Origin of the sequence: Azonexus sp., from assembly GCF_049652925.1 — a bacterium.
Classification (GTDB): Bacteria; Pseudomonadota; Gammaproteobacteria; order Burkholderiales; family Rhodocyclaceae; genus Azonexus.
In genome coordinates, this window is record NZ_JBASFI010000036.1 from 55,652 (window position 1) to 67,078 (window position 11,427).

The window sequence follows — 11,427 nt, forward strand, 5'->3', positions numbered from 1 at the left end:
ATTACGGCGATGCTATCCGCTTAACGCGTCTCGTCGACGATCTGGATGAGTTTTTCTTCCAGCTCCTGCGCCAGCCGGGCCAGCGCGACATCCGGCGAAAGCGCGGCGAGCCGCGGCAGCGGCCGGGTCAGGGCGATCTTCGTGTTGCCGCTCTCGGTATAGACCGAAATCCGCCAGGGCAGTGCCGCGCTGAGGCGCATGTCGATGGCCAGCATTTTCTCGACCAGCCGGGGATTGCCGACTTCGAAGACCTGGCATTCGTCGTCGAATTCGATCGCCTTGCTGTCGAGCATGGCGCCAAGATCGTGTACGAGGAGCACATTGAGACCCAGGCGCTGGATCACCGGGACGAGATCGGTGGTGGCTTCGTAAAACGATTTATCGCTATCGACGATGTAGTACATGGTGCTCCCTGATCCTGAAAACGAATGACCCCGGCCGCCAGCGCCGCTGATCGGGATTTCAATTTTCGCCGAATTTTCCGGTTGACCGTAGCAATCACGCCACATTCGGACTTCCCGGCGCGACGTCAATCCGCTTTTCGCCAGACGCTGGCCAGCCAGGGCTGTTTTTCGCGCGGCATGCCGGCTGGCCGGTAGTAGTGCTCAAGTTCGACGAACCCGGATTCAGTCAGGCGACAACGCCAGGTTTCAAGATCGAGATACGCCCCGTAACGCCCGCCGTTCCAGCCTTCGACATTGGGGCCGTGCGGGTTGGAGCAAAACAGCACGCCGCCTGCCCTGAGCGTGGCGTGCAGCTGGCGCAGGACGCGGGGCAGTTCGCGGCCGGGAACATGGAACAGCGAGGCATTGGCGAAGATTCCATCGAAGCGCCCGTCAGGCAATTCGAGATTGAGAAAATCCTGATGCCAGACTTCGCAGCCGGAATCGGCCCGCGCCATCTCGGCAAATGCCGCTGCACCATCGAGCCCGATGACCCGGTGGCCAAGGCCGGCGAAAGCCCTGAGGTCGCGCCCCGGGCCGCAGCCGAAATCAAGCAGCGCAAACGGCGGCTGGCCGACGATATGGCGCAGCATCGCCTCGATGTTCTGGCTGACGTCATGATCGCGCGTACCCGCCCGAAAATCCTCGGCGCGCTGGTTGTAATAGGCTAGCGTCAGTCCGGATATTTCGTTGAGGCTGAAGTCATCTTCGTTCACGGCTACTCTCTTCTCTGCAGTGAAAGACAAGCTTGATGCATTGCCCGCGGCAAGCGCAAGAACGAAATTTGTTTGACCATGACAAATGGCAGGGAACCGATGACCAGTCCAGCGGTCCGCTTAAGTGCCACCACAGAAAATGCCCCGATGCCAGCCCTGACGATCTCTTCCGTTGATTCCGCCGACGCCATCCCGCGTGAGGCGTGGGATCGTCTCTGCCCGCCCGGCGACCCTTTCCTCAACGCCGATTTCCTCGCCATCATCGAACGCCACGGGGCCGCCGGGCCGGACTGGGGCTGGGTGCCAGGTCATCTGACGGCGAGCGATGAGCAAAGCCACATCGTCGGCATCCTGCCGCTCTACGTCCGTTTCAATTCGCACGGCGACTTTATCCACGACTGGTCGTGGGCATCCGTCTACCAGCAGCTCGGCCGCAGCTACTTCCCGAAATTGCTGAGCGGCCTGCCGCATACCCCGGCCACCGGGCCGCGCCTGCTGGTGACCGAAGGCCCGCAGGCGTCGACCATTCGTCGCGCCCTGATCGATGGCGCACAGACGGTAGCCAGCGGGCACAACATGTCATCGTGGCACGTCGCGTTTCCGAACGAGACTGACTGCAGTGAACTGCAGGCAGCCGGCATGCTGATCAGCCATAACGTCCAGTTCCAGTGGCTCGACAGCGGCTGTGGCGATTTCGACGGCTATCTGGCCACCTTTGCCGCCGACAAGCGGCGCAAGGTCCGGGCCGAGCGGCGCAAAGTGGCCGATAGCGGCCTGAGCATCGAGGTCTGCCATGGCAACGAGATCGACCCGGCCGAATGGCCCGCCCTGCATGCCCTCTACGCCTCGACTTTCGACAAGTTCAACAACCACGCCGTGTTCACGGCGGCCTGTTTCGCCGATCTGGCGCCGGCGCTGGGCCGCCGCATGGTTGTCTTCATTGCCCGCGACGACAGCCGGCCCGTCGCCGTATCGCTCTGTTTCCGCAGCGATGAAACGCTTTATGGCCGTTACTGGGGCTGCAACGGCCAATATCACAGCCTGCATTTCGAACTCTGTTTCTATCAGGGCATCGCCTACTGCCTGCGCGAAGGCCTGCAACGCTTCGAACCGGGCGCCGGCGGCGAGCACAAGATCGCCCGCGGCTTCACGCCAACCGTAGTCCATTCCGCCCACTGGATTGCAGACCCGGCGATGCGCAAGCTGATCGGCCGCCACCTCGACGTGCAGGGCGACGCGGTAGCCAACTATCGGGAACAGGCGGCGGCGCACCTGCCCTTCCGCTGTGAGAACTAGTCTTATTCCCCATTTTTGGGGCATATCAATTTGTGCTGATCAAGGCCCCGCTACCATGCAGCACATGAGCACCATTACCCTCCCCGCGCCAGACCCCGTCGACAAACGTCTGCCCGGCGACCTCGCCATCTGGTTCTTCATCCTCGCCGAGTTGCTCGCCTTCGCGGTGTTCTTCTCCACCTACGCCTTCGCCCGGGCCAGCCATGTCGAGGAATTCAATCTCTACCAGCAAACGCTGGACCGCAACCTCGGCGCCCTCAATACGCTGCTCCTGATCACCGGCTCGTGGTTCATCGTCCGCGCCGTGCAGGCAGCGCATCGTGACGACATCAAGGCCGTGCCGCCCAACATCCTGCTCGCCTGGCTGTGCGGTGGCGGCTTTCTGGTCGTCAAGGTCATCGAATACAGCGCAAAGTTCGGTGCCGGCGTTTCAATGTCGACCAACACCTTTTACATGTTCTACATCTCGCTGACCTTCTTCCACTTCATGCACGTCATCCTCGGCATGGTGATCCTGACCGTGCTCTGGTTCCAGGCCAGAAATGGCGCCTACGGCGGCCACAACGCGCATGGCCTGGAAAGCGGCGCCGCCTACTGGCACATGGTCGACCTGCTGTGGATCGTCCTTTTCCCGCTCGTTTATGTGATGCGCTGATGATTGCCGCCCTCAAAAATTCCGCCCATCGCGCCTGGCTTGTCCTCATGGTCGCCACCGGCATCACCTGGTATCTCGGTGAGGTCGGCGCCGCCGGCACCTGGGCCATCGTTGCCATGCTGGTCATCGCCTTCGTCAAGGGCCGACTGGTCATCCTCGATTTCATGGAGCTGCGCGAAGCCCCTCTGATGTGGCGCGTCCTGCTCGAAGGCTGGCTCATCGTCGTTTCCAGCCTGATTCTGCTTGCCTACTGGATCTCTCTAAAATGACCGAACTGCCCTTCTACGAACCTTCCGGCAACGAAATTTCGCTCTTCGAGCACGCCTTCCAGCAGCGCCTGCCGCTGCTCATCAAAGGCCCGACTGGCTGCGGCAAGACGCGCTTCGTTTCGCACATGGCGGCTCGCCTCAAATTGCCGCTCTATACCGTGGCCTGCCACGACGACCTGACCGCCGCCGACCTCGTCGGCCGCCACCTCATTTCGGACAAGGGCACCTACTGGTCGGACGGCCCGCTGACCCGCGCCGTGCGCGAAGGCGGCATCTGCTACCTCGATGAAATCGTCGAGGCGCGCAAGGACACCACTGTCGTCCTCCACCCGCTGGCCGACGACCGCCGCATCCTGCCCATCGACCGGACCGGCGAAATCCTCGAAGCGCCAGCCAACTTCATGCTCGTCATTTCCTACAACCCCGGCTACCAGAATCTGCTCAAGGGTCTCAAGCCCTCGACCCGCCAGCGTTTCGTCTCGATGCGCTTCGACTTCCCCGGTGCCGAGCGCGAAATCTCCATCCTGATTGGCGAAACCGGCTGCGACGCCGACCTCGCCAAGCGACTGGTCGGTATCGCCAAGGCTTTCCGCGCCCTCAAGGACCGCGACCTCGAGGAAGTCGCCAGCACCCGCCTGCTCGTCTATGCCGCGACGCTCATCAAGTCCGGCTTCGATGTTTCCGCCGCCTGCCGTGCCGCGCTGGTCGAGAGCCTGACCGACGACGAAGAGACGGTTGAGGCGCTCATGGAAATCGTCAATGCCACTTTCGGACGATAGTTTCGGTTTCGAGGAAGAAAAGGCCGGGCAAAACCTGGCCGTCCTCGCCGAAGCTCTCTATCTGATCAACCTACTGCTGTTGCCCGGGCTGGCCTTCCTGCTGCTCGTCGGCCTGTGGTTAAAATACCGGGATAGCGCACCGCCACTGGCCCGCCAGCACCTCAAACAAACAACTATCGTCAGCCTGATCGGCGGCCTGCTCATCGTCACGCTGTCCGGCCTCATCCTCGGCCTCGGCGGCCTCGATTGGGAATGGACCTGGGTGACGCTGATCCTCTACTTCACCTGCATCCACTCGACCCTCGTGCTCTTCGGCATGTATGCGCTGATCAAGGCCATGAACGGGCAGATGTGGCGTTTTCCGATCATCGGTCCGGCAATTCCACGGTCAACCGGAAAAAACCGTGAAAATTGAAATGCTCCAGCGTTACCGTCTGCTCGCGCAGATGGGCTTCTTCACGCTGTTCACCGTGACGCCGATCTTCGACCTCTTCCGCTACGACCTCACCGAACGCCACGCCTATTTCCTGACCTATCCGTGGCATCTCGGCATCGACGAACTGATGGCCGGCACCGGCGAGTCGAGCACGGCAGTCATCAACATCATCCTCTACCTCTTTTTACCCATCCTCGGCACCGGCGCGCTGATCATCGGCGTCGCCTGGAAATGGGGCCGCCTCTATTGCGGCTGGCTGTGCCCACACTTTTCGGTTGTTGAAACCATCAATCGCCTGATGCTGATCGCCAGCGGCAAGCACTCGGTCTGGGACAAGAAGCAGACCCCGCCGTGGGAACCGGACGGCACGCCGGCCAAGCGTGACAAGCGCTACTGGCTGCTCGTCGTCCCCGCTGCCATCGGTTTCGCCTTCGCCTGGGCGCTGGTCGGCCTGACCTACCTGATGCCGCCGTTTCAGGTCTACCACGGCCTGTTCACCTTCACGCTCTATACCAAGGAAGTCATCTTCCTGACCGCCGCCACGACGGTACTGAGCCTCGAATTCCTCTTCGCCCGCCACCTCTTCTGCCGCTACGGCTGCGCCATCGGCATCTTCCAGAGTTTCGCCTGGATCGTGAACAAGAAAGCCATGGTCGTCGGCTTCGACCGCAAACGCCTGACCGACTGCGCCAGTTGCCAGCAAGGTTCCGGTAGCGCCGGCCATACCGTTCTTGCCCGCCAGGCCCTGCGCGAAAGTGGCAACGAATATGCCTCACCGTCGGGAAGTGCGTGCGACGCCGTCTGCCCGATGCGCCTCAAGCCACGCAACGTTAAACGCTGGATGTTCGCCTGCACCCAATGCGGCCAATGCATTTCGGCCTGCAACACGGTCAATCGCGCCAACCCGAACGGCCAGTTGCTGCGCTGGGTCAGCAACGACGACGCGCGACGAAACGAGGCCGGTTTTTCAGCCTTATCAAATACTGACGAAGACGCCGGTGGGAAAATCTGAGCCATGGAAGAATTCATCGGCAAACTCTGGCACAACTGGGTTACCAAGGCCGCCGCCGGCCATTTCCCGGACGCTGCGGTCAAACTGGGCGAGGTTGAAAAAACGGCTGGCATCCTGTTCCGCGCCTTTGGCGGCGACCCTGGCCTCAAAGTTGCCGCCGCCACCCCGGAAGAACACGGCGCCCGGCGCACCTGGCTGCAGCGTGTCGCCGGCAGCAACGAGCGTGTCGCCCAGGGCCGGCGCGACGCCGAAACCCTGCGTCTGCCACCGGAAATCGCCGCCTTTCCCGAAAAAGCCCTGAACCGTGATCTCTACCTGTGGCTGGCCGCCTTGGCCGCCAGCGACGTGGCGCCCGGGCAACCGTGGTTCATCCGCAACCAGATTGCCAGCCGAACGGCGCTGGAACGCTTCCCTGGCCTCAACGAGCGTTACCGGCGACTGGTCGTCGCCCATCTCGCCGGCCGCATCGCGCCCGACGCCATGCAAGCCGACGAAGCGGCACAGGAAAACGCCATCCGTCAGGCGCTGGAACAACCGGGTTCCGTCACCGGCCTGCCACCGCTCAACACGGTCAAGTCAAAGCCGCCGCAACCCGTCCTGCTCTGGCTGATCGGTTCGGAAAAGATTGTGGCCGCTAGCAAACTCGCCGACCCGAGCGACAATTTGCCGCCAGAAGGCAGCGGCGGCAACCCGGAAACAGCCAAGGAAGCGCACAAGGCCGAGCAGGTCGAGACGCCGGACAACAAGAATCCCGTGCTCGCCATGTTCCGCGCCGAAAGTCTGCCGACCTGGGCCGAATACGTCCGGGTCAATCGCGCCTTCGACGAGGACGAGAACCCCAACGCCAGCCAAGCCGCCAATGACCTCGACAAGCTCTCGCTGACCCGCGATGGCGAAACCGCCAAGTCACGCGTCAAGTTCGACCTCGACCTGCCCTCGGCCGCCGAGGACGACACGCCGATTGGCCCCGGCATTGCGCTGCCCGAGTGGGATTACCGCAAGAACCTGATGCAGCCCGCGCATTGCCTGCTGCAGCCGATGGTCGCGCACGATGCCGGGCCGGCCGCACTGCCGCTCGAACTGGCCGCCACGGCCAAAAAACTGCGCGGCCAGTTCGCCGCCCTCGCCCCGCAACGCCGCTGGCTCAAGGGCCAGCCGGACGGCCCGGAACTCGACGTCGATTCCTGCGTGCGCAACCACGCCGACCGCGCCTCCGGACACTCACCGGAAGCCGGCGGCTATCTCGCCCAGTCCCGCTGCGAGCGCGATCTGGCCTGCCTGCTGCTGGCCGACCTGTCGATGTCCACCGATGCGCCGATATCCGACTCGCACCGCATCGTAGACGTCATTCGCGATTCGCTGCTGCTGTTTTCCGAAGCGCTGACCGCGACTGGCGACCGTTTCGGCATCTACGGCTTTTCGTCGCTGCGCCGCCAGAACATCCGCTTCCATCTACTCAAGGACTTTGGCGGAAAGTATGATGCCGCCGCCCGCGGCCGCATCCTGGCCATCAAGCCCGGCTACTACACGCGGATGGGCGCCGCCATCCGCCAGGCCGCCAGCATCCTCGCCGAGCAACCGGCCAGCCGCCGCCTGTTGCTGATCATCACCGACGGCAAGCCGAACGACCTGGACATCTACGACTCGCGCTACGGCATCGAAGACACCCGGATGGCGGTGCATGAAGCCCGCCGTCTTGGCCTGACGCCCTTCTGCGTGACCATCGACCGCGAAGCCGGCGCCTACCTGCCCTATCTTTTCGGCCCGGCCGGCTTCTGCGTGATCCGCAAACCGGAGGAACTGCCCAGCCGGCTCCCCCTACTTTATGTGCAACTAACTCGCCAGTAGGTAGTCACAAAGTCGTATTGCTTTGGCATCGGTCGGATGCCAACATTGGATGTTATCGTTATTGCGCGAAGATCATGCACGGCAGCCACCCAATCAACATCGAAGCCCTACTGACGCACGTTCCGCTATTTCAGGGACTGGCGCCGGAGGAGCTCGGCCGCATCGCCCGTGGTACTCGCGAAATCCACGCCAGCAAGGGCGAAATCCTCTTCCACAAGGGAGACCCCTGCAGCGGCTTTCACCTGCTGGTGTATGGCCAGATCAAGCTGGCTTTCACGTCGTCGCAGGGCAGCGAGAAAGTCGTCGAGATCATCAGCCAGGGGCAGAGTTTCGGTGAAGCCATCATGTTCATGGAAAAGCCCTACATCGTCTTCGCCCAGACACTGACCGACTGCCTGCTGTTGCATATCTCGAAAGGCGTGGTCTTCGAGGAACTGCAACGCGACCACAATCTGTGCCGCAAGATGCTGGCCGGCATGGCCATGCGCCTGCATCAGCTCATGAACGATGTCGAGTCCTATTCGCTGCACTCCGGCAAGCAGCGCATCATCGGCTACATGCTGCGTGAGCTGCCCGAAGCCGAGCACGATGGCATCAATGTGGCCATCACGCTACCGACCAACAAGGGCGTCATCGCCTCCCGCCTCAACCTGACCCAGGAACATTTCTCGCGCATCCTGCACGAACTGACCGAGCTCGGTCTGATCGTCGTGGAAGGCCGGAAAATCCACATCCCGAACGCCACCAAGCTGCGTCAGCACGAGTAAGCGCCAATCGGACACGTTTCCACGGTCAACCGGAAATAACGGGCAAAAATGAAAAAGGGGCGATGAAAATCGCCCCTTTTTGCTAACCAGTCAAAGGAATCAGTCGGTAAGCAGTTTGCCGTTGTTAAGCAGGTTATTGATGATCGCCTGATCATTCAGGGTGCTGTTCGCCGTCAGATCAACACCGGACAGCACGATCTTCTGGGTCACCGAGCCAGCCAGGCCATCCGGCTTCACGTCGATCACGGTATCGCTACCCGACTTGCTGAAGTGCAGGTAATCATCGAGCGTTGCAGGGGTGGTTGCGCCATTCGGCAGGAGATCGCGCAGATCAAGAATGTCGCCGCCCGTAGCACTGGAGGCGACATTGAAGTCGGCGACGACATCACGCGCCGGAGAGGCAGCCGAGCCTTGATCAGACAGCGTCCAGGCAAAGGTATCCGACCCCAGGCCACCGGTCAGCACATCATTGCCGTGACCGCCGGAAATGAAGTCGGAACCGGAACCCCCCTGAATGATGTCGTCGCCGCCACCACCATTGATGGTATCGCGGCCATCGCTACCGACGATTTTCTCGGAAGCCGAAGTACCGTCGAAGGTTTCGCCGGTGCGAACCGCCCACGTACCGTTGGTCGATGTTTCGACGATATCCTGGCCGGCCGCCAGGGTCGGCACATCGCTCGGCGAGAACAGGGCATATTCATCGTTGCCAACAATCTTGTAAGTGCTGTCGGCCGCCCCGCTAGACTTGAACTCGACACGCAGGCTGGCGTGGCCGGCCTGATCCCAGTAAAGAATTTCGATCGGTTGCAGGCCTTCCGAAAGCGTGACACCGCTGTAAACCTGGGTAGCGGTCGACTGGATGAAGTCGGCCTGGCCCAGATTCTGGCCATTGATCAGCACACGATAGCCGTCATCGGCTGTCACCCGCATATCGTAAACACCACCCGCCGGGATGTAGATGTAGCCAACCATCCGGATAACAGCATCGGTGGTATCGCCAAGGCCGCTGGTCGCTGTCAGTCCATCGACGTTGCCGGAAGAAACCTTGAGGAAGGTGTACAGATTGTTGGTATTGCCGCCCGCCGTGGCGCCGATCGTGCCGCTGGTCACCTTGCCGTTCTGGCCAAGGTCGTTGCTGAACAGCGGCGTGTTGGAACCGGCCGGCAGACCGAACTCCAGCTTGTTGACCGAGAAAGTGGCATCGGCCTTGGTCGGGTCCGAAAGAATCGCGTTGTTGATCAGGTTGGTGTTGTTGTTGCGTCCCTCGATGATCGCCTCGACATCGGCCAGGCGGTCGACGTTATTGGCGCCACCTGCATCGGCCGTACCATCATCGGAATGCAGACGAACCGTTGTCGATCCCTCGTAAGCTGGGTCGCTGGCCGTGCCGGTACGGTATTCGTTGTAACCAAAATACTCGCCGGACAGGCCCATGTTCAGGCCGGTAATGCTGGCATTGGTACTGGTCAGGGTAACGACCTGCGGCGGAAGGACATCAATGGTCAGCACCGAAGAGGCGCTGTCACCATCATTGTCACGCAGGGTATAAGTGATGCTTTCGCTGTACTGGGTCGCAGTCGAGGCCGGCGGCGTGTAGGTATATTGGCTGTCATCCATGTCGACCGCAAACTTGCCACCCGCCGAGGTCGTCACCGTCCAGGAGTTGGTGGCGGCATCGTATATACCACGGTTGGTACCCGAAACTGCGCCTCCGCTGCTGTAGGTCGTATCGTTCAGGACAAAGGCTGCCAAAATGCCGCCATCGGCACCAATGCCGGAGCCGGCGCCGAGGGAACCATTGACCAGTTCGCCACCTGCCGGCATGACAATCGAGTCACGCAGGATCGGCGGCAGATCAACCGCCGGATTGGCCACGACAATCGCGCTGGTATTGACCTGATTGATCCCGTCGTAGGCCACCGGGTTCATGTTGGCCTGCGTTGCCCCGGTACCCATGCCATAGGCCATCGAGTTGATCTGGTTGGCCGTCAGGAAATTGACCCACAAAGCCTCTTCACCGGACTGAATGCCGTTCTGGCTGGTCAGCGGACCGCTGCCATCCCAATCGCTGGCTGCCGTAGGCTGACCATCTGTCAGGAAGTACGAAACGTTCTTTGCTCCGGCAATCTTGCCGCTATCGGTGAATGCCCCCTGTGCAGTAACCAAGGCCGCATCGTAATTGGTGCTTCCGTTGGCCGTCAGGCCATTGACGATTTGCTTGGCCCGGGCAACATCCACCCAGATGGCATCCTGCTCGGCAGCGTTACTGGAGAAGGTGACAATACGAACCTTGATGTCGCCGAGGTTGTCGTACTGGTCCAGCATCATGTTGACCGAGTTCTTCATGACCTGCAGACGCGTCAGAGTACCCGGCCCAGCGCCATCCGCATCGTCAGCCATGGAGCCGGAGACATCGAGAATCAGCATGATGTTGGTGTCCTGCGAAGGCAGAACCACCGTCTGCGTGCCAGGAACGGCCGTTGGCATGTCATCTTCAACGGAAATGGTCAGCGTTCCGGTGCCACTTTGCGCACTGTCGCTCGCGGTAACCCCCACATTGAAGCTGAGCACATCCTCCTCGCTGTTCAGCGAATGATCGAGCGCCTTGCTCAGGGTTGCCGTGTAATTTCCGGCGTTGTCGACACTGACGCGAATCACTTCATTGCCACCGGCCGAACCGATCAGCATCTGTGTACCCGTACCGCTCCAGGTTACCGGCTGACCATTGGAGGTCAGCGCAGTTAGCGGTGCGGTGAGCGTTACCGTCAGCGCGTTGCCATCGGCATCGGCAACCGGAATGGTACCGGTGATCGTCCGCACGTCGGTCGTATCGGTATTGCCCGTTGTATCAGCAATGCCACCGATCAGCCCCTCTTCCGAGAGGACAGCGCCGGCAGTACCAACCGTCGGTGTCGTATCATTATCGGTAATCGAGGCCGTACCGGTTGCCGTAGCATTGGCCGTATTGCCGCTGGTCACCGTGCCGGTCAGCGAGAAATTCTCGGCCGGTTCGTCAAGCAGGTCATTCGTCGTCTGCAGGCGCAGTTGGACGCTGGTGCTGCCGGCCGGGATGCTCACGCCACCGGTGGCCGAGACCCAGGCCGTGCCGTTGTAGTACTGCAGCGTGCTGGCGGCGCTGGTATCGTTGCCCAGAGTGGCCGTGCCACTCGTCAGGCTCGGGGTAAAGATAACTGCCGTCGTGC

General features: G+C 61.5%; 11 protein-coding genes. 8 read left to right on the forward strand and 3 right to left on the reverse strand.

Annotated features, from left to right (window positions below; all coding sequences use genetic code 11):
- Nucleotides 1-20: 20 nt before the first annotated feature.
- Together WBK19_RS17335 and WBK19_RS17340 are read right to left on the reverse strand one after the other, a co-directional pair.
- Nucleotides 21-404, reverse strand: a complete 384-nt coding sequence (locus tag WBK19_RS17335; RefSeq protein WP_511291967.1) for a DUF302 domain-containing protein — start codon at nt 402-404, stop codon at nt 21-23.
- A 125-nt stretch (nt 405-529) separates the two neighbouring features.
- Complete coding sequence (locus WBK19_RS17340) at nt 530-1,159, reverse strand: class I SAM-dependent methyltransferase (RefSeq protein ID WP_511291969.1); 630 nt, start codon at nt 1,157-1,159, stop codon at nt 530-532.
- A 147-nt stretch (nt 1,160-1,306) separates the two neighbouring features.
- Between WBK19_RS17340 and WBK19_RS17345 the strand changes: the two genes are divergently transcribed.
- The 8 genes from WBK19_RS17345 (at nt 1,307) to WBK19_RS17380 (ending at nt 8,221) form a co-directional block, all read left to right on the forward strand.
- The gene (locus tag WBK19_RS17345) at nt 1,307-2,455 is read left to right on the forward strand and encodes a GNAT family N-acetyltransferase (RefSeq protein WP_511291971.1); all 1,149 of its coding nucleotides are present in this window, start codon (nt 1,307-1,309) and stop codon (nt 2,453-2,455) included.
- Nucleotides 2,456-2,519: 64 nt separating this feature from the next.
- On the forward strand, nt 2,520-3,110 hold the full coding sequence (locus WBK19_RS17350; protein WP_511291973.1) for a cytochrome c oxidase subunit 3 family protein: 591 nt from the start codon (nt 2,520-2,522) through the stop codon (nt 3,108-3,110).
- On the forward strand, nt 3,110-3,379 hold the full coding sequence (locus WBK19_RS17355) for a cytochrome C oxidase subunit IV family protein (protein ID WP_511291975.1): 270 nt from the start codon (nt 3,110-3,112) through the stop codon (nt 3,377-3,379). Before WBK19_RS17350 ends, WBK19_RS17355 begins: the two co-directional genes overlap by 1 nt.
- Complete coding sequence (locus WBK19_RS17360; protein WP_511291977.1) at nt 3,376-4,158, forward strand: CbbQ/NirQ/NorQ/GpvN family protein; 783 nt, start codon at nt 3,376-3,378, stop codon at nt 4,156-4,158. The genes WBK19_RS17355 and WBK19_RS17360 overlap by 4 nt, the downstream gene beginning before the upstream one ends.
- Nucleotides 4,139-4,573, forward strand: a complete 435-nt coding sequence (locus tag WBK19_RS17365) for a magnetosome magnetite crystal formation protein family (RefSeq protein WP_511291979.1) — start codon at nt 4,139-4,141, stop codon at nt 4,571-4,573. The genes WBK19_RS17360 and WBK19_RS17365 overlap by 20 nt, the downstream gene beginning before the upstream one ends.
- 1 nt (nt 4,574) lies before the next feature.
- Nucleotides 4,575-5,606, forward strand: coding sequence for a 4Fe-4S binding protein (locus tag WBK19_RS17370; protein ID WP_511291987.1), 1,032 nt, complete (start codon nt 4,575-4,577; stop codon nt 5,604-5,606).
- Nucleotides 5,607-5,609: 3 nt separating this feature from the next.
- Entirely contained in the window at nt 5,610-7,454 is a 1,845-nt protein-coding gene (locus WBK19_RS17375) for a nitric oxide reductase activation protein NorD (protein ID WP_511291981.1), read from the forward strand.
- A 74-nt stretch (nt 7,455-7,528) separates the two neighbouring features.
- On the forward strand, nt 7,529-8,221 hold the full coding sequence (locus WBK19_RS17380) for a Crp/Fnr family transcriptional regulator (protein ID WP_511291983.1): 693 nt from the start codon (nt 7,529-7,531) through the stop codon (nt 8,219-8,221).
- Between the two features lie 99 nt (nt 8,222-8,320).
- Here WBK19_RS17380 and WBK19_RS17385 read toward each other — a convergent pair.
- A partial coding sequence (locus WBK19_RS17385) for a type I secretion C-terminal target domain-containing protein (RefSeq protein WP_511291985.1) occupies nt 8,321-11,427 on the reverse strand: 3,107 nt, incomplete at its 5' end.